The sequence below is a fragment of the Plantactinospora sp. B24E8 genome (assembly GCF_039871735.1).
Taxonomy (GTDB): Bacteria; Actinomycetota; Actinomycetes; order Mycobacteriales; family Micromonosporaceae; genus Plantactinospora.
Window position 1 is genome coordinate 62,060 of record NZ_JBDPMH010000027.1, and the last position, 18,789, is coordinate 80,848.

Sequence of the window (18,789 nt, forward strand, 5' to 3'; positions counted from 1 at the left end):
CAGATGATGGTCATGCGCAACAACGGCAGCGAGCTTCACCCGGCCGGCGCGGCCGGATCCGATAAAGAGTCGGCCCACGAGGGTGTCGCCGGCCAGCCCTTGGTCGACCTCGACGCCACCGACGAGCGCGGCGCCTCCGCCGACCTGGTCCGGGCGTACCTCAACGGGATCGGCCGGACCAAACTGCTCACCGCCGTCGAGGAGGTGGAGCTGGCCCGGCGCATCGAGGCTGGACTGTACGCCGAGGAGAAGCTGGTCGCCGAGCAGCCGCTCACCGCCGACCTGCGCGCCGACCTGGCGACGATCGCGGCGCAGGGCCGGGCCGCCAAGAACCACCTGCTGGAGGCGAACCTGCGGCTGGTGGTCAGCATCGCCAAGCGGTACACCGGGCGGGGCATGGCCTTCCTCGACCTGATCCAGGAGGGCAACCTCGGCCTGATCCGCGCGGTCGAGAAGTTCGACTACACCAAGGGCTACAAGTTCTCCACCTACGCCACCTGGTGGATCCGCCAGGCGATCACCCGGGCCATGGCCGACCAGGCCCGCACCATCCGCATCCCGGTGCACATGGTCGAACAGGTCAACCGGATGGTCCGGACCCGCCGTGACCTGGCCACCACGCTCGGCCGGGAACCCACCGTCGCCGAGGTCGCCGCCGCGCTGGGCGTGCCGGAGTTCCAGGTGATCGAACTGATCTCGTACGACCGCGAGCCGGTGAGCCTGGACCAGGCGGTCGGTGAGGACGGCGAGAGCGCGCTCGGTGACTTCGTCGCCGCGGTCGACCCGCGTGACGAACCCGGCGACGCGGTCTCCCAGGGGCAGCTCCGCAACGAGGTGGAGATCGTGCTGGCCACCCTCTCCCACCGTGAGCAGGCGGTGATCCGGCTCCGGTTCGGTCTCGACGACGGCCGGCAGCGCACCCTCGACGAGGTGGGCCGGGAGTTCGGGCTCTCCCGGGAGCGGATCCGTCAGATCGAGAAGGTAACGCTGCTCAAGCTGCGTCACCCGTCCCGGGCGGAACGCCTGGAGGCCTACGCGGGCTGACCCGGCCCACAAACCGTCCGGCGGAGCCCGGTCACCAGTCCTGGTGACCGGGCTCCGCCGCGTCCGGACTGCTCAGCCGATGGCCAGGTCCCGGCGGCGGAACGCGGCCAGCCCCGCGCCGAGCAGTCCGACGGCCACCAGCGACAGCACCACCAGCGGTGTGGCCGCCGGGTCCTCGGCCGGCACCACCGGCAGGTGGGTGAAGGGCGAGACGTTCAGCACCGACTGGGGCAACTCCAGCAGCGCACCGAGTTGCCCGAACAGGACGCAGAGCAGCAGCGCCGCCCAGGAGAGCGCCACCGACCAGCGGGGCAGCAGTCCGAACAGCACCACCGCCAGCCCGGCCAGCACCAGGACGGCCGGCGCCTGGACCAGTCCGGCGACGGTGAGCCGGCCCACCTGGCCCGGCACGTCGTCGGCGACCAGCCCGTAACCGAGTCCGGTGGCCGCGCCGGCGAGCGCCAGCAGCCCGACCGTGCCGAACGCGGCGCAGGCCAGGTGGCTGAGCAGCCAGCGGGGCCGGCTGACCGCGGTGGCGAGCACGCCCTCCACCGTTCCGGCCGCCTCCTCGCCACGCAGCCGAAGGACCGCCTGCGTCGCGTAACCGCCGACCGCCAGGGCGAACATTCCCATCATCGCGCCGAGAAAGGCGTCGACCAGTCGGTCCGTACCGCCGAGTTGGGCGATCAACTCGGCGGCCGTCTCGTTCTCGCCGACAAAGCTCTCCAGTTCGTTGCCGACCGACCCCATCGCCAGTCCCATCACCGCGACCCCGACCGCCCAGCCGAGCAGGACGCCACGCTGCAGCCGCCAGGCCAGGCCCACCGGGCTGAGCAGGGCGGCGGACGCGCCCGCCGGTCCACGTCGGACGGCCAGCAGCCCGCTGCCGAGGTCCCGCCGGCTGGTGAGCAGGAAAGCCACCCCGACCGCGGCGACCGTGAAGGCGGCGGTCAGCCCCAGCACCCACCAGCGGTCGGCGTCGTAGGGGCGGACCTGGTTTGCCCAGCCGAACGGGGAGAGCCAGGAGGGCCAGGCACTGGTCACCCGCAACCCGTCCACGGACACCTCACCCCAGGCGTCGCCGGCGGCCCGGAGCAGGAAGGCGAGGCCGACGGTGGCCGCGGCGAGGCCGTTGGCCCCGCGTGCCGTACCGGAGACCTGGGCGGCCACCGCCGCGACGGCGGCGAAGGCGATGCCGATCCCGGCGATCGCGGCGGCGAGCGCCACCGAGCCGGCCACCGGCAGGTCACCCCCGACCAGGACGGCCGCCAGCAGCACGCCGCTGAGCAGGTTCGCCGCCACCGTACCGAGCAGGGCGGCGGTGAGCGGGGCGTACCGGCCGACCACCGCCGAGCCGAGCAGTTCGGCGCGTCCGGTCTCCTCGTTCTGCCGGGTGTGCCGGACCACCGCGAAGGTGCTGAGCAACGCGGCGAGCACGGCCAGACTGGTGTACGCCTCGGCGTTGACCACCGCGCCGAGGCTCGGCCCGGAGGCGGGTCCGTTGAACGCCCGGGCGACCACACTGGCCGCGCTGCTGGTGGCGTAGAGCAGACGGTCCTGCTCGGTGGCGTAGATGCTGACGACACTCTGCAGGACGGCCGCCCCCACCCCGGGCACGGCCACCAACCAGACCAGGAGCTTCACCCGGTCGCGGCGGACGGCGAGCCGGGTCAGTCGCGGAGTGCCGGTGAAGCCGTTCACCGGGCACCCGCCGCCACCGGCCGTGCTCCGGCGGCGGCGGAGTCCTCGCCGTAGTGCCGCATGAAGAGTTCCTCGAGGGTCGGCGGGGTGCTGGTCAGCGTCCGTACGCCGAACTGGGCGAGGTGCCGCAGCACCGGGTCCAGCGTGCCGGACTCGACCTCGAACCGGGTGGTCGTCCCGGTGACCGTCACCGCGGACACGCCGGGCAGGTCGGCGAGCCCGTCGATCGGCCGGTCGCTCTGCACCGTCATCGGCGTACGGGTCAGGTGACGCAGTTCGGTGAGGGTGCCGGACTCGACGGTCCGGCCGGCCCGGATGATGCTGACCCGGTCGCAGAGCGCCTCGACCTCGGACATCACGTGGCTGGAGAGCAGCACGGTACGCCCGGCGTCCCGCAGATCCCGGACGTACTCCCGGAACACCGCCTCCATCAGCGGGTCCAGGCCGGAGGTCGGCTCGTCGAGGACGAGCAGTTCCACATCGGAGGCGAAGGCGGCGACGATGGCCACCTTCTGCCGGTTGCCCTTCGAGTAGGTGCGGCACCTCTTGGTCGGGTCGAGGTCGAACCGGGCCAGCAGTTCGTCGCGACGTTTCCGGTCGAGCCCGCCGCGCAGCGCGCCGAACAGGTCGATCGCCTCGCCGCCGGAGAGGTTCGGCCAGAGGTTGACGTCGCCGGGCACGTACGCCAACCTGCGGTGCAGCGGCACGGCCTCGCGCCACGGGTCACCCCCCAGCACGCTGACCTCGCCCGCGTCCCGACGCAGCAGTCCGAGCAGGATCCGGATCGTGGTGGACTTGCCCGCCCCGTTGGGCCCGAGGAACCCGTGCACCTCGCCGGTCCGGACGGTCAGGTCGAGCCCGTCCAGCGCGCGGGTGGTTCCGAAGGTCTTCACCAGGCCGGCCACCGAGATCGCGGTCATGACGCCCCCTCACTAGTGCCGTTCACGTCGTCGCCTGCGGGACGACGTGGGTCGCCCCACAGTGTACTGACCGATGGTAGGGAAAGTCGTGACGGATTTCTGATCGCCGGTCAGGAGCCGATACGCTGCACGGATGGACGGCGCTCCCAGCCTGGACACCCGTGGCCGGATCCTGCAGGCCGCGCTCGACCTGTTCGCCACCCGGGGCTACCAGCGCACCTCGCTGCGGGAGATCGCCGAGCGGCTCGACCTGACCAAGGCGGGGGTGCTCTACCACTTCCCCGCCAAGGAGCACCTGCTGGTGGCGCTCATCGAGCCGCTCGTCTCCGACCTGGAGTCGGTCCTGGCGCGGGCGGCCCGACTGCCCTGGCCGGCGGCCCGCTGGGCGATGCTCGAGGGCTGGCTGGACACCCTGCTCACCCACCGCCGGCCACTCGGCATGCTCTTCCACGACCTGGCCATGCTCCGTAGCGGCAGTGCGTTCACCCGGATCATGCGGGTCGCCATGGAGGCGTACGACCTGGTCGCCGGGCCGGGCGCGACCCGGAGCGAACGGATCCGCGCGGTGCAGGCCACGGCGATGCTCAGCGACCCGATCGTCTTCTTCGCCGACGTACCGGACGAGGTGCTGCGCGCGGAGATGCTGGACGGGGTGGCCCGGGTGCTCGGCGAGGCCCCGCCCGGTCCGGCGGACCGCCCGCCGGACCCCGACGATCCGCCCGTCCACACCGGAACCGACACCGGTACGCCGGCCGGCGCCCACTCGCCGGCGGCGGGCCTCCCGGGCGGATCCCGGCGGACACCCGATCCGGCACCCACCGTCTCCGACCGGGTACGGCCGGAGCGGGTCCGGGTCGGGCGACGTGTGGCCGGCCGGCCCCGGGCGTTGACCGGCGAGCAGATCCGGACGGCCCGGACGCTGCACGCCGAGGGGACCCAGACCGTCGACCAGATCGCCGCCGGTCTCGGCGTCTCCCGGGCCACCCTCTACCGGCACCTGCGAGCCGGCGAGCAGGCCCGTGAGACAGATTTCGACACTATTTAAAGACAATTTTGAGACTGCTGGTCGACGAAGAGCCGACCACGGAGGAGCCGATCCCAGGACGAAACAGCGGGCACCACTGTGACGGCCGGCATCCGGCGGGTCAGCGCGCCGGGTCCTGCGGATCGAGGTCGTACAGCGGGAACACCGCCTTGCGGGTGGCCATGATGGCCCGGTCCACCGCGTCCGGTTCGCCGGACGGCTGCCACGGCTCGTACGACGGGTCGGCGTCGTCGGTCATCCGCAGCGGCACGTCACGCTGGGGGCGACGTTCGCGGGCCAGCGCCCGCCAGGTGGGCGGAGTCAACGCCGCCGGATCGAGCGGTTCGCCGGTGGCCACACCGAGCAGATGCGTCCACGCCCTCGGCACCGCCTCGACGAGCGCGTAGCCGCCGCCTCCGGTGGCCACCCACCGGCCGTCACAGAGTTCGTCGGCCAGGCCGCGCAGGGCCAGGTAGCTCGCCCGCTGACCGTCCACGGTCATCCGCAGGTCGGCGAGCGGGTCGAGCCGATGGGTGTCCACACCGCACTGGGTGACCAGGATCTGCGGTCGGAACGCCCGCAGCACCGACGGCACGGTGGCGTGGAAGGCCCGCAACCATCCGGCGTCCCCGGTCCCCGGCGGCAGCGGCAGGTTCACCGCACCGCCCTCGGCGCCGGGGCCACCGGTCTCGTCGGCGAAGCCGGTGCCCGGGAAGAGCGCCAACGGGGTCTCGTGCAGGCTGATCGTCAGCACCCGGGGATCCTCGTAGAAGATCTGCTGCACCCCGTCACCGTGGTGCACGTCGACGTCGACGTAGGCCACCCGTTCCGCGCCCAGGTCGAGCAGCCGGGCGATGGCCACCGCCGGGTCGTTGTAGACACAAAACCCGGAGGCCCGGCTCGGCATGGCATGGTGCAGACCGCCGGCGACGTTGACCGCCCGCCGGGCCTCGCCCCGCCAGACCGCCTCGGCAGCCGCCAGGCTGGCGCCGGCGACCAGGGCGCCGGCCTCGTGCATGCCGTCGAAGATGGGGTTGTCCGACGTGCCGAGACCGTAGCCGGAGAAGAGCGGGTCGTGCGGGGCGGCACGGACCGCGTCCAGATAGTCCGGTCGGTGCACCCGGGCCAGGGCGGCGTCGTCGGCCGGGGTCGGCGCCACCACCCGTACGCCGGACCGGTCGAGAACCCCCAGCTCCCGCGCCAGCGCGATGGTCAACTCCACCCGTACCGGGTCGAGTGGGTGATCGCCCAGGTCGTACGTCAGCAGACTCTCGTCCCAGATCACCACGGTGTCATCCGACATGGCGCCCATCGTCGCACGGCCCGGGGCCGGCCCGTGGGATCGGAACCGGCCCGCTCCGAGGCGGACGGCGGTCAACGACGCTCGGCGGCTCCGGTGTGGCCGGTCGCCACCGGACGGCGGGGATCAGTGAGCCAGTCGCTCCAGGAACCGACGTAGAGGGCGGCGTCGGGGTGACCGGCGCGGTGCAGCGCCAGCACCGCCTGCGCGGCGGTCACCCCCGAACCGCAGTACGCGCCGACCGGCGTACCCGGCCGGACCCCGACCTCGGCGAACCGGGCGCGGAGAACGTCGGCGGCCGGCAGGCGGCCGTCCGGACCGACGTACTCGGCGGCCGGCAGGTTGACCGCGCCGGGGATGTGCCCGGCGACGGGGTCGACCGGCTCGGTCTCACCGCGGTAGCGCGGCCCGGTCCGGACGTCGAGCAGAACCCCGTCGGACGCCCGGGCCGCGGCGCCGTCGGCGTCGAGGGTCGGCAGGCCGCCGGGTTGCACCGTGATGTCGCCCGGCTCCGGCGCCGGTTGCTCCGCGGTGACCGGCAACCCGGCCGCGGACCAGGCCGGGAAACCACCGTCCAGAACCCGGACCTGCTGGTGCCCGGCCCACCGCAGGGTCCACCAGGCCCTGGCCGCCGCCATCCCGTCCCCGCCGTCGTAGACCACCACCGGCCGGCCCGACCGGACCCCGGCCGCCCGCAGCGCCTCCTCCAGCACGGCCGGGTCGGGCAACGGGTGCCGTCCGCTCGCTCCCGGCGGTCCGCACAGCTCGGTGTCGAGATCGACGAAGACCGCACCGGGCAGGTGGCCGGCGAGGTAGTCGCCGCGCCCGGGCGGGCCGGCGAGCCGCCACCGCACGTCCAGCACCGTGGGCGGGTCGTCGGACGTCAGCGCCAGCGCGAGGTCGGTCACGTCGATCAGAAGATCGTCTTTTCCGGGCACGGCGTCCAGTCAACACCATCGGGCCTGGAAGCGCCCGGCTCGGCGACACTGATTGTCGGTATCCCGAGGTAACATCTTTTTCGGGAGGACCGCTGACGTGAACGACCTAGTCGACACCACCGAGATGTACCTGCGCACCATCCTCGAGCTGGAGGAAGAGGGTGTGCCGCCGCTGCGTGCCCGGATCGCCGAGCGGCTCCGGCAGAGCGGGCCGACCGTCAGCCAGACCGTGGCCCGGATGGAGCGCGACGGGCTGTTGACCATCGAAGACGCCCGACACCTGCAGCTCACCGCCCTGGGGCGGGCGCACGCGGTCTCCGTGATGCGCAAGCACCGGCTGGCCGAGCTGCTGCTCGTCAACGTCATCGGGATGCCCTACGAGGAGGCCCACGAGGAGGCCTGCCGGTGGGAGCACGTGATGAGCGACTCGGTCGAGAAAAAGGTCTACGAGCTGCTGAACCGGCCCACCCGCTCGCCGTACGGCAACCCGATCCCCGGGCTGGAGTCGCTGGTCGCCCAGTCCGACGTACCGACCTCCGACAGCCCGACGGAGGGTGAGCGGAATCTCGCCTTCCCGGGTCTGAGTGGGCCGGTTGTCGTCCGGCGGATCTGCGAGAGTGTGCAGACCGACGGTGACGTGCTTCGCCAGCTGCACGCCGCGGGTGTCGACCCGGGCGCCACGGTCACGGTCGCCCAGGAACGCGACGGCGTGACGATCGACCGGTCCGGCGACAAGATCCGCCTCCCACGTGAGGTCGCCTCCCGCGTCTTCGTGGCCGCCCACTGACCGGGCCGCCCTGACCGGGCCGTCCTGACCGGGCGCACCTTGACCGGCAGTGCTGTCCTGACCACCGAACCCGCGGCCGTGGCCGAACCGACCGGCTCCCGGGGTCGGTGGGTGGCCCGTCGACCAGGGTCGGTCAGAGGCTGCTGGTGTCGATCTTCTTCGCCAGGGCGACGAGCTTGTCCGCGAACTCCTCCGCAGCCGCCTGGGCCTCCCCCTCCGGGAAGGTGTAGTGGAGGCTGACCAGTCGCTTGTCGCCGGTGAGCCACCCCACCTCCAGCCCGGGCCCCGAGTTCTTGGCCGGCTTCACCGCCACGTGGTAGGCCGCCTTGCCGAGCCCCTTGACCGTCTTGCCACCGCGCGGCACCACCTCGTCGGCGAAGATGGCGGCGTCGGCCGTGGTCGGGCTCACCGAGAGCGCGAGTTCCGGTCCGTCGGCGTCCTCTCCCCGCAGCACGCAGGTGTCCGTCTTCTCGTGCCGGCTCGCCGCCGATACGTCGAACCGGACGCCGGTGACCTCCTCGATCGTCGGATAGTCCACCAACTGACAGGCGCCGCCGGCGGACGCCGCGGGCAGCCGTACCACCTCCGGTGCCGGGAGGCTCGTCTGTCGCGCGGGCTCGTCGGCACACCCGGCGAGCATCAACAGTCCGGCCCCGATCAGGCAGAGTCGCCCGCGCATCTCTCCCCTTTCCACCGCCCCGGTCCGTCCGACCGGAAGCCCGTCGGACACGGTACGACTTCCGGGGCGGCGGGGAAAACCCGACGGCGGGCCCGCCCCGGAAATCGATGGGCGGATAACCCAGGTCTGCCCGTTAATCCGACGATTCCGCTTCCCTGGTATCACCCGTCCGGGTTACCGGCGGGTCGTCGACGTACGGGCAGTGTCGGCAGCCCCGCCCGCAACAGGTACCCCGTCGGGCGAGGAAGCCGGCGGTGAGCACGAACAGCCCGGTCGCCGGATCCGGATAGCCGACCTGACCGGCCGCCAACGCGGCGGAGTGCGCGGCCAGGATCCGCAGCCGGTCCGGGTGGTCCAAGGGCAGCCGGGACGGATGCGGTCGGTCCAGCGGACGCGGCGCCAACGGCAGCCGCCGGCCGGGTGTCTCGTCAGCCTCCATCGCCGCCGACCCTACGACACCCGCGGCGTCCCACCACGACACCCCGGCACCGACGGAGCACACCCGGAGGCCCGGGCTCCGCCGGGTGCCGGGGCCGTCAGGGTGTGCCGGCAGCCGGCACCAGCCGGAACTCCCGGCCCGGCCAACGGGACCGCAACCAACGGTCGTGGCTGGCCAGCACCACCGCGCCGGGACCGGCGCCCAACGCCTCCTCCAGCTCGTCGCAGAGCCGGGGCGAGAGATGGTTGGTCGGCTCGTCGAGCAACAGCAGCTCGGGAGGATCGGCCACCAACAGCGCCAGGGCCAACCGACGACGTTGCCCGACCGACAGGTCACCCACCCGCCGGTCAAGGTCCGCCGGGCCGAGCAGACCGAGCGAGCGCAGCGGTACGACCCCTGCCCGTTCCGCGCCCAGCGCCCGCAGGTAGACCTGCTCGGCGGTACCGTCCGGCCGGTCGAAGACGGTGTCCTGGGCGAGCAGACCGACCCGCAGTCCGGGCCGGCGGTGGCAGCCGCCGACCGCCAACCTTCCGGCCATCACCGCGAGCAGCGTCGACTTTCCGGTCCCGTTCGCGCCGGTGACCAGGAGACGGTCGGCGGCGGACACGTCGAGCCGGTCGACGGTCAACCGACCGGGCACCCGCAGGTCCCGCAGCGACAGCAGTGTTCCGGCGTCCCCACCGCCGGCTCCGGGGACGTCGGAGGAGCCGGGAGCGTCGGAGGAGCCGAGGACACCGGAGACCGCTGCGCCGCCGCCGGCGGTCAGCCCGACTCCCCGGAAACGCAGCGGCTCCGGCGGCGCGGGGACCTGGTCGCGTACCAGTTCGTCGAGGCGGCGGGCGGCGTCGCGTACCCGTCGGGAGATCTGGTTCTGCACCCGGCCGGCGGTGTGGCCGTACCCCATCTTCTCGTTGTCGCGGCGGTCCCGGCCGGGCGCCACCTGGTGCGCGGTCGTGTCGACCGCGCGGCGCAGCCCGGCCAGCTCCGCCTGCTCCTCGGTGAAACGCCGCTGCCACCGGGCCCGCTCCGCGCGCTTCGCGGCCTGGTAGGCGGAGTACGCGCCGCCGTAGCGCACCGGCCCGCCCAGGGCCGGGTCGAGGTCGATCAGATCGGTGCAGACCGCCTCCAGGAACGCCCGGTCGTGACTCGCCAGGACCACCACGCCGGACAGCCCGCGCAACTGCTCCTCGAGGAAGGTCGCCGCCCCGTCGTCGAGATGGTTGGTGGGCTCGTCGAGCAGCAGTGCCGAGGGTCGACGGATCAGCAGCGCGGCCAGTCCGAGCCGGCCGCGTTGCCCGCCGGAGATCGACCCCAACGTCCGGTCGTCCGGGATCCCGCCGAGCCCGAGCCCGGCGAGGACAACCCGGGCCCGGCGGTCGGCGTCCCAGGCGTCACCCTCCTGCGCCTCTTCGAGCCGCTCGCCGTACGCAATGAGCAGGTCGGCGTAGGCCGGCGAGTGCTCCGGGGTGGTGGCCAGCGCACCGGTGAGCCGGTCGAGCGCGGCCACCACCGCCCGGGCCTCGCGTAACGCGTCGTCGAGCACGTCCGCCACCGTCGAGGTGGGGTCGAAGGGCGTCTCCTGCGGCAGGAAACCCACCGCCGGCGGGCGTACGACGGTACCGGAGTCGGGCCGTTCCACCCCGGCCAGCAACCGGAGCAGGGTGGACTTGCCGGTGCCGTTCTCGCCGATCAGCCCGATCCGGTGGCCGGGTGCGGCGGTGAGTGAGACTCCGTCGAGTACCCGACGGCTGCCGAAGGTACGGACGAGATCGTGGGCGAGCAGGGCTGATGTGGACACGGCGGTCACCAACAGATCCGGGATCAGACGCCGTCCGGTCCCGTCGTCTCCCGCAGTCGGCCGTCGGCCAGCCGTAGCCAGCGGTCCACCCCGATCTCGGCGAGGAACCGTTCGTCGTGGCTGACCACCACGAACGCGCCCTGGTACGCCCCGAGCGCGCTCTCCAACTGGCCGACGCTGACCAGGTCGAGGTTGTTCGTCGGCTCGTCGAGCAGCAGCAGCTGCGGTGCCGGTTCGGCGTACAGGACGCAGGCCAGGGTGGCCCGCAGCCGCTCGCCACCGGAGAGCACCCCGACCGGTAGGTGGATCCGGGAGCCTCGGAACAGGAAGCGGGCGAGCAGGTTCATCCGCTCCGCCTCCGGTCTGGTGGGGGCGAACGCGGCCAGGTTCTCCGCCACGGTCCGGTCCAGGTCCAGCAGGTCCAGCCGTTGCGACAGGTAGGCGACCCGGCCCTCGGCCCGCTTGAGCTGGCCGCTGCCGGGGGCCAGGCCACCGTGGAGCAGACGCAGCAGGGTGGACTTGCCGGCGCCGTTCGGACCGGTGAGCGCGATCCGCTCCGGTCCCCGGATCGTCAGGTCGAGGCCGTCGCCGGCGAAGACCGGCCGGTCGGCGTACCGGACCTGCAACTGCTCGCCGACGAAGACGGTACGGCCGGCCGGGACGCTGGTGTCCGGGAGCTCGAGGGCGATCCGCTGCTCGTCACGCAGCGCCCGGCTCGCCTCGTCGAGCCGGCTCCGGGCCTCGCTGACCCGGTTGGCGTGGGTCTCGTTCGCCCTGCCCGCCGCCTCCTGGGCGCCCCGTTTCATCGTCCCGGCGAAGATCTTCGGCAGGCCGGCGTTCTTCAGGTTCCTCTGGGCGTTGCTGGCCCGCCGATGGGCCCGCTCCCGGGCCTGCTGCATCTCCCGCTTCTCCCGTTTCAGCTCCTGCTCCGCGTTGCGGACGTTCTTCTCGGCGACCTCCTGCGCCGCCTGGACCGCCGCCTCGTACGCGGTGTAGTTGCCGCCGTGGAACCGCAGTTCCCCCCGGTCGAGTTCGGCGATCCGGTCCATCCGGTCGAGCAGGGCACGGTCGTGGCTGACCAGCAGCAGACACCCGCCCCACTCCTCCAGCACGGCGTAGAGCTTGTGCCGGGCGTCGAGGTCGAGGTTGTTGGTCGGCTCGTCGAGGAGCAGGACGTCGGGCCGCTTCAGCAGTTGCGCGGCGAGTCCGAGGGAGATGACCTGACCGCCGCTGAGTGTACCCAGAGGCCGGTCGAACGGGACGTCGACCAGGCCGAGCCGGTCGAGTTCGCCCCGGCTGCGTTCCTCGATGTCCCAGTCGTCCCCGACCACCGTGAAGTGTTCCTCGCTGGCGTCCCCGGCCTCGATCGCGTGCAGTGCCCGGATCACCGGGGCGATGCCGAGCACGTCGGCCACGGTCAGGTCGCCGGCCAGCGGCAGGGTCTGCGGGAGGTAGCCGAGCACCCCGTTGACCGTGATGCCGCCGGCACCGGGACGCAACTCGCCGGCGATCAGCTTGAGCAGGGTGCTCTTTCCGGCGCCGTTCGGCGCGACCAGGCCGGTCCGGCCGCCCGGCAGGGTGAAGGAGAGGCCCTGGAAGACCGGAGTGTCGTCCGGCCAGGAAAAGGACAGGTGGGAACAGACGATGAAAGCGTCGGACATCGGAGACAGACCTCGGGTGCGGTGGGCGGACCCGTGCCGCCCAGCAGTTGGACGTGGGGCTCGTACGACGACGGCATGGCCACGGTGGCGCGAGAACGCACCCACCGCCGGCCGATCACATCCCGGTATCACCCGGAGATGTCGTCGTCACCTGCCACGTCTGGTCTCCCTGGTCGAGATCGCTGGTGGTCCAGGATAACAGCACGGGCGCCGCCGCTGCCGCCGACGGGTGCCAAGCACGTCCGACGGACCTCGGGTACCCCGGTACGGCGGGGCGACACCGGCCGGTCTCAGCCGAACCAGGTCATCGCCTGCCCGTGTCCCCTGGTCCAGGCCAGCGGCCTGCCGTCCAGCGCCAGCACGTTGTGCAAAGCCGGGCCGGGAGGCGTCGGTAGCGTGCCGTGGCGCAGCACGCCCGGGTCCTCGTTCGCGATCCAGCGCCCGGGCAGGTCGCGGACCAGCTCGACAAACGCGGTCCGGCGCGGCTCCGGCACCTGGTAGAGCACGGAGGTGTGGAACACCACCAGGGTCGCGCCGGCCGGGGCCCGCGCGACCAGCGCCGGCAGGTCGTCCACCAGGTCACCCCGGACGAGCAGCGGTGGCTCGGCCGAGACGACCGCGACGGCGGCCCGCAACCGGGCCCGGCGGTGGGTGTGCTCCGGCCAGATGAGCGCGTCGAGCCAGCCGACGTCCGCCGGGTCGGTCACGTCGAGCGGATTCAGGTCGAGCCCGGCCCGCCACACCACCTCGGGTCGGGCGGACGGCGGCGCCGCCCCGGTGAGGGTGCACTCCAGCACCGGCTCACCCTCGCCGAGCAGGTGGTCGCCGTACCGGTAGCCGTACCGGTCGGGATAGAGGCAGAGCCCGGCGGAGGCGCCGACCTCCAGTAGGGCGAGCGGCTGCGGTAGCGCCGCGAGGACCGGCAGCAGTACGGCGCACCGCCCCGCCTCGTTCGTCTGGGTGGCCCGGTCACGGATCTCCGCCTCGACCGCCGGCCAGTTCGTCACGGTGAAGTCGTGGAAGGCGTCCGGGTCGTCGACCGGACCGCCGAGCAGCCGTACGACACCGAACAGCAGGTTCGGCTGGGTCTTGGCCGGCGGCAGGGTGCCGAGCAGGGCCAGCAGGGTCTCGTCCCCGCTGACCGCCGACGACAGCCGCGCGTACTGGGGTGACACGCCGTACGCCTCCCGGGCCGCGAATTCGGCGTAGCGGGCGGCGATCGTCATGGCGCGAGGGTAGTCGATCCCGCCGACCCCGGCCCTGAGGGGCGACGCGGCTGACCGAGCCGCCGACCCGGACCCGGGTACGCGGAAGGGAGCCGGGCGGCCGCCCGACTCCCTTCCGCCGACCTGGCCGTCAGTGCTCGACGTGCCCGGCCGACCGTTGCGTCAACCCGTTCCGGGCTCAGCTGCAGCCGGAGGTGGAACCGCAGCCCTCGCAGACGTAGCAGCTGCCGGCCGGGCGCATCTTCGTGCCGCAGGTGAAGCAGAGCGGGGCGTCCTGCGCCTTGCCGAGCACCGCCTCCAGCAACTCGGTCGACGAACCCACCCGGGCCGCCGGGCGGGCCGCCTCGGCCGGCTGCTCCGCCGGCGTCGCGGTCTCCTCGGTCGGGGTCTGCGCCGGCTTCGCCACCGGAGCCGACGCGGCCATCGCGGCGAGGTCCACCGCGCTCTCCGCCTCCGCCTCGGCCCGCAGCTGCGCGGCCCGCTCCTTGGCGGTGAAGATGCCCAGCTCCGCCCGCCGCTCGTAGGGCAGGAAGTCCAGGGCGAGCCGACGGAAGATGTAGTCCATCACCGAGGTCGCCAACCGGATGTCCGAGTCGTCGGTCATCCCGGCGGGCTCGAACCGCATGTTGGTGAACTTCGCGACGTACGTCTCCAGCGGCACCCCGTACTGCAGGCCGATCGAGATGGCCACCGAGAAGGCGTCCATCACCCCGGCCAGCGTCGAGCCCTGCTTGGACATCTTGAGGAAGACCTCACCGAGGCCGTCGTCCGGGTACGACGAGGCGGTGAGGTAGCCCTCCGCCCCGGCGACCGAGAACGACACCGTCGACGAGGGCCGCTTCTTGGGCAGCCGCTTGCGCACCGGCCGGTACTCGACGACCTTCTCGACGACCTTCTCGACCTCGGCGGCCGGGGTCTCGGTGCCCTTGTTCGACTTGGCCACCGAGAGCGGCTGGCCGACCTTGCAGTTGTCACGGTAGATCGCGAGGGCCTTGAGGCCGAGCTTCCAGCCCTCGAAGTAGATCTTCTCGACGTCCTCGACGGTCGCCGACTCCGGCATGTTGACCGTCTTCGAGATGCCACCGGAGACGAACGGCTGGATGGCGGCCATCATCCGCACGTGCCCCATCGGGGCGATGGAACGCTCACCCATCGCGCAGTCGAAGACCGGGTAGTGCTCCGGCTTGAGGCCCGGGGCGTCCACCACGTGGCCGTGGTCGGCGATGTGCTCGACGATCGCCTCGACCTGCTCCTCCGGGTAGCCGAGGCTGCGCAGGGCGCGGGGCACGGTCTGGTTGACGATCTGCATCGAGCCGCCGCCGACCAGCTTCTTGAACTTGACCAGCGCCAGGTCCGGCTCCACACCGGTGGTGTCGCAGTCCATCATGAAACCGATGGTGCCGGTCGGCGCGAGGACGCTGGCCTGCGAGTTCCGCCAGCCGAACTTGTCACCGATCTTGTTGCCCTGGGTCCACTGCTTCGTGGCCTCCCGCTGGATGGCGGTGGCCACCGTACCGGTCGGCTTGATCTCGTCGTTGGCGGCGGCGTGCTTGCGCATCACCCGCTTGTGCGGCTCGGCGTTGCGGGCGTAGCCGTCGTACGGCCCGACGACGCCGGCCAGCTCGGCGGACCGCCGGTACGCGGTACCGGTCATCAGCGAGGTGATCGCCGCGGCGACCGAGCGGCCCTGGTCCGAGTCGTACGGCAGGCCGGAGGCCATCAGCAGGGCGCCGAGGTTCGCGTAGCCGATGCCCAGCTGCCGGTACAGGCGGGTGGTCTCGCCGATCTTCTCGGTCGGGAAGTCGGCGAAGCAGATCGAGATGTCCATCGCGGTGATGACGAACTCGACCGACCTGACGAACTTCTCCACCTCGAAGCCACCGTCGGCGCGGAGGAACTTCATCAGGTTGAGCGAGGCCAGGTTGCAGGAGGAGTTGTCCAGGTGCAGGTACTCCGAGCAAGGGTTCGACGCGGTGATCCGCCCGGTCTCCGGGCAGGTGTGCCAGTCGTTGATCGTGTCGTCGTACTGCAGGCCGGGGTCGGCGCACTCCCAGGCGGCCTGGGCGATCGTGCGGAACAGCTTCTTGGCGTCGATCGTCTCGATCACCGCGCCGTCCATCCGGCCGCGCAGGTCGAACGAGCCCTCCTTCTCCACCGCGTTCATGAACTCGTCGGAGACCCGGACCGAGTTGTTGGCGTTCTGGTACTGCACGCTGACGATGTCGGAGCCGCCGAGGTCCATGTCGAAGCCGGCGTCCCGCAGGGCCCGGATCTTGTGTTCTTCCCGGGCCTTGGTGACCACGAACTCCTCGACGTCCGGGTGGTCGACGTCGAGGATGACCATCTTGGCCGCGCGGCGGGTCGCGCCGCCGGACTTGATGGTGCCGGCGCTGGCGTCCGCCCCGCGCATGAAGCTGACCGGGCCGGAGGCGGTGCCGCCGCTGGAGAGCAGCTCCTTGGAGGAACGGATCCGGGAGAGGTTGACCCCGGAGCCCGACCCACCCTTGAAGATCAGGCCCTCCTCCTTGTACCAGTCGAGGATCGAGTCCATCGAGTCGTCGACCGAGAGGATGAAACAGGCGGAGACCTGCTGCGGCGAGGCGGTCCCGACGTTGAACCAGACCGGCGAGTTGAAGCTGAACACCTGGTGAAGCAGCATCCAGGTCAGCTCGTGGGCGAAGATCTCCGCGTCGGCCGGGGTGGCGAAGTAGCCGTGCTTCTCCCCCGCCGCCCGGTACGTCGTCACCACCCGGTCGATGAGCTGCTTGAGCGACCACTCCCGCTCCGGGGTGCCGACCGCGCCCCGGAAGTACTTGGTGGTCACGATGTTGGCCGCGTTGACGCTCCAGGAGTCCGGGAACTCCACGCCCCGCTGCTCGAAGTTGATCGAGCCGTCCCGCCAGTTCGTCATGACGACGTCCCGGCGCTCCCAGGTCACCTCGTCGTACGGGTGCACCCCCTCGGTCGTCCACACCCGCTCGACCTTGAGCCCGGTCGTCGGTGCCGTCCGGGTCCGTGACTTACCTGCGGTCACACCATCCCCCGACATATCATCCGCCCCCTCACGCGCGCACGGCTCCCCGCCGTACGTCCGTCCTCGACTTCGAAATGAACACGTACTAGCTGGTCGGCGCCGCGGCCGGAATGGCCGACCCGGCCGGTCCCGCGCCGTCCCCCGACTGGCGACGGGCCTCCGCCGCCGCGCGCAGCGTCTCGATCTCCCGCTCGAAGTCGTCCAACGACTCGAACGACCGGTACACGCTGGCGAAGCGCAGATAGGCCACCTCGTCCAACTCCCGCAGCGGTCCCAGGATGGCGAGCCCGACCTCGTGGCTCGGGATCTCGGCCGCGCCCCTGGCCCGGACCGTCTCCTCGACCCGCTGGGCCAGCAGGGCGATCCGGTCGTCGTCCACCGGACGCCCCTGACACGCCTTCCGTACCCCGCCAATGATCTTCGTACGGCTGAACGGCTCGGTGACCCCGCTGCGCTTGACCACCGCGAGCACGGCCTCCTCGACCGTGGTGAACCGCTTGCCACACTCGGGGCAGGACCGACGCCGACGGATCAGCTGACCGTCGTCGGCCTCACGGGAGTCGACCACCCGGGAATCGGGGTGCCGACAGTACGGACACCGCATGCCGCCCCTCCTCTCACCGCCGCCGACGCCATCCGCCCCCGGGCAGCCGTCAGCCGCGGGCCGACCACTCGAGGTGGCTCCCGCAGGACCGGCGTACCTGAAAGCTGTGGGTAGTTGAACCCCAACCTATAGGCGACTTACAGCCTTGTGACTACTACATCTAGGGGTCGACCGTATGCCCAGGAAGAGCCGAGGTCAAGTTGACGGGGCGTGGCGCGGCCCGCATTTTGTCAACCTCCCGGCAACCCTCCGGGTTACCGGTCGGCCGGCAGGAGCAGGCGCTGACCGACGTACACCAGGTAGCCGTCCATCCGGTTGAGCCGACGGATCTCATCGACGACCGTGGCTGGGTCCCGGTCCGGTCGGTGCCGCTCGGCCAACGACCAGAGACTGTCACCCGGGCCCACCACGACGGCGGCCGGGGCCGTCGCGTGTGCGACACCCGACCCGGGCCGGGACGCCCGGGACGCCGGGGAGAGCACGGCCGCGGCGGCGGCCACGAGAAGCAGCAGAAGGATGGTAACCACCGCCCGACCCCGGCGGGTCAGCCGCAGTCGACCCCCACGGGACGCCCCCGGAACCTGCGTCACACCCATCGTGACCTCCATGATCGAACACCAGTTCGAAGGCTAGAACGTACGATGGTCTATCAGAACAGGCGTTCGATGTCGAGCATCCGGAGCCGACACGCCGGACTGGATGTCGTACAGATGTTTGAAACTGTGTGATCTCACCTATACGGTCGTGAACATCGACACCGCCCCGGTACCGCACCGGGCGGACGTCGACCCACGACGCACCACGAGCCGCCAAGGCAGCGCACCGCCACCAGGAGGACGACGTGTCGACCGACGACCGGACAAGCCGGCAGAAAGCACAGAAGAGCACCGCCCCGAGCAGCCGGGCCGGCCGACGTGGTGCCGGCACCCGGGCCCGGGACGCCGCGCCGACGCTGCGCGCCGTCACCCCGGTGGTCAGCACCTTCCCCGACCTGGTCAACGCCGACCTCACCGCCCGGCAGCGGCGCATCCTCGAGTTCATCCGGGACTGGGTGGAGCGGTACGGCTACCCGCCGAGCGTGCGCGAGATCGGCGAGGCGGTCGGACTGGTCTCCCCGTCCAGCGTGGCGTACCAGCTCAAGGAGCTGGAGCGGAAGGGTTTCCTGCGCCGCGACCCCAACCGCCCCCGGGCGGTGGACGTACGACCGCCGAGCGACATCGTCGACGACGAGGCGGCCCGGGCACAACGCCCGACTCCCGCCTACGTGCCGCTGCTCGGCCGGATCGCCGCCGGTGGGCCGATCCTCGCCGAACAGGCTGTCGAGGACGTCTTCCCACTGCCCCGCGAACTGGTCGGGGAGGGCGAGGTCTTCATGCTCCAGGTCAAGGGCGACTCGATGCTCGAGGCGGCGATCTGCGACGGCGACTGGGTGGTCGTCCGGCAGCAGCCGACCGCGAACTCCGGCGAGATCGTCGCGGCGATGCTCGACGGCGAGGCGACGGTCAAGACGTACCGGCAGCGCGACGGACACGTCTGGCTGATGCCGCAGAACCCCGCCTTCGACCCCATCCCCGGAGACAGTGCCACCATCATGGGCCGGGTGGTTGCCGTACTGCGGCGGATCTGAGCCGGCA

General features: G+C 71.9%; 16 protein-coding genes. 4 read left to right on the forward strand and 12 right to left on the reverse strand.

Annotated features, from left to right (window positions below):
• The first annotated feature begins 3 nt into the window (after positions 1–3).
• On the forward strand, positions 4–1,044 hold the full coding sequence (gene sigB / locus ABGB21_RS27940) for an RNA polymerase sigma factor SigB (RefSeq protein ID WP_347652057.1): 1,041 nt from the start codon (positions 4–6) through the stop codon (positions 1,042–1,044).
• Positions 1,045–1,116: 72 nt separating this feature from the next.
• On the opposite strand, the gene ABGB21_RS27945 is transcribed toward sigB, so the two are convergent.
• Together ABGB21_RS27945 and ABGB21_RS27950 are read right to left on the reverse strand one after the other, a co-directional pair.
• Positions 1,117–2,745: an anibiotic ABC transporter gene (locus tag ABGB21_RS27945; protein ID WP_347652058.1), complete on the reverse strand. Its 1,629-nt coding sequence runs from the start codon at positions 2,743–2,745 to the stop codon at positions 1,117–1,119.
• Positions 2,742–3,665, reverse strand: a complete 924-nt coding sequence (locus ABGB21_RS27950; RefSeq protein WP_347680291.1) for an ABC transporter ATP-binding protein — start codon at positions 3,663–3,665, stop codon at positions 2,742–2,744. The genes ABGB21_RS27945 and ABGB21_RS27950 overlap by 4 nt, the downstream gene beginning before the upstream one ends.
• A 133-nt stretch (positions 3,666–3,798) precedes the next feature.
• Between ABGB21_RS27950 and ABGB21_RS27955 the strand changes: the two genes are divergently transcribed.
• On the forward strand, positions 3,799–4,710 hold the full coding sequence (locus tag ABGB21_RS27955; protein WP_347652061.1) for a TetR family transcriptional regulator: 912 nt from the start codon (positions 3,799–3,801) through the stop codon (positions 4,708–4,710).
• A gap of 100 nt (positions 4,711–4,810) precedes the next feature.
• Here ABGB21_RS27955 and ABGB21_RS27960 read toward each other — a convergent pair whose 3' ends face one another.
• A complete protein-coding gene (locus ABGB21_RS27960; RefSeq protein ID WP_347652062.1) occupies positions 4,811–5,992 on the reverse strand; it encodes an acetoin utilization protein AcuC in 1,182 nt (393 codons plus the stop codon).
• A 71-nt stretch (positions 5,993–6,063) separates the two neighbouring features.
• Positions 6,064–6,927, reverse strand: a complete 864-nt coding sequence (locus tag ABGB21_RS27965; protein WP_347680293.1) for a sulfurtransferase — start codon at positions 6,925–6,927, stop codon at positions 6,064–6,066.
• A gap of 97 nt (positions 6,928–7,024) precedes the next feature.
• Here ABGB21_RS27965 and ABGB21_RS27970 point away from each other — a divergent pair, with 97 nt between their 5' ends.
• Entirely contained in the window at positions 7,025–7,714 is a 690-nt protein-coding gene (locus tag ABGB21_RS27970; protein WP_347652065.1) for a metal-dependent transcriptional regulator, read from the forward strand.
• Positions 7,715–7,847: 133 nt separating this feature from the next.
• Here ABGB21_RS27970 and ABGB21_RS27975 read toward each other — a convergent pair whose 3' ends face one another.
• The 8 genes from ABGB21_RS27975 to ABGB21_RS28010 form a co-directional block, all read right to left on the reverse strand.
• A complete protein-coding gene (locus ABGB21_RS27975) occupies positions 7,848–8,393 on the reverse strand; it encodes a hypothetical protein (protein ID WP_347680295.1) in 546 nt (181 codons plus the stop codon).
• Positions 8,394–8,526: 133 nt separating this feature from the next.
• Positions 8,527–8,832, reverse strand: a complete 306-nt coding sequence (locus tag ABGB21_RS27980; RefSeq protein ID WP_347652068.1) for a DUF5522 domain-containing protein — start codon at positions 8,830–8,832, stop codon at positions 8,527–8,529.
• Positions 8,833–8,929: 97 nt separating this feature from the next.
• Positions 8,930–10,630, reverse strand: a complete 1,701-nt coding sequence (locus ABGB21_RS27985; protein WP_347652069.1) for an ABC-F family ATP-binding cassette domain-containing protein — start codon at positions 10,628–10,630, stop codon at positions 8,930–8,932.
• A 23-nt stretch (positions 10,631–10,653) separates the two neighbouring features.
• Positions 10,654–12,291, reverse strand: coding sequence for a ribosomal protection-like ABC-F family protein (gene abc-f / locus ABGB21_RS27990; RefSeq protein ID WP_347680297.1), 1,638 nt, complete (start codon positions 12,289–12,291; stop codon positions 10,654–10,656).
• Between the two features lie 290 nt (positions 12,292–12,581).
• Positions 12,582–13,517: a DUF2332 domain-containing protein gene (locus ABGB21_RS27995; RefSeq protein WP_347680299.1), complete on the reverse strand. Its 936-nt coding sequence runs from the start codon at positions 13,515–13,517 to the stop codon at positions 12,582–12,584.
• A 178-nt stretch (positions 13,518–13,695) separates the two neighbouring features.
• Positions 13,696–16,566 (reverse strand): vitamin B12-dependent ribonucleotide reductase, encoded by a 2,871-nt coding sequence (locus ABGB21_RS28000; RefSeq protein ID WP_347652073.1) that lies wholly within the window; start codon positions 16,564–16,566, stop codon positions 13,696–13,698.
• A gap of 70 nt (positions 16,567–16,636) precedes the next feature.
• A complete protein-coding gene (gene nrdR, locus ABGB21_RS28005; protein ID WP_347652074.1) occupies positions 16,637–17,155 on the reverse strand; it encodes a transcriptional regulator NrdR in 519 nt (172 codons plus the stop codon).
• Positions 17,156–17,409: 254 nt separating this feature from the next.
• Complete coding sequence (locus tag ABGB21_RS28010; RefSeq protein WP_347680301.1) at positions 17,410–17,751, reverse strand: LysM peptidoglycan-binding domain-containing protein; 342 nt, start codon at positions 17,749–17,751, stop codon at positions 17,410–17,412.
• A gap of 245 nt (positions 17,752–17,996) precedes the next feature.
• On the opposite strand from ABGB21_RS28010, the gene lexA reads away from it, so the two are divergent.
• The gene (gene lexA / locus ABGB21_RS28015; protein ID WP_347680303.1) at positions 17,997–18,782 is read left to right on the forward strand and encodes a transcriptional repressor LexA; all 786 of its coding nucleotides are present in this window, start codon (positions 17,997–17,999) and stop codon (positions 18,780–18,782) included.
• The last annotated feature ends 7 nt before the right edge of the window (positions 18,783–18,789 follow it).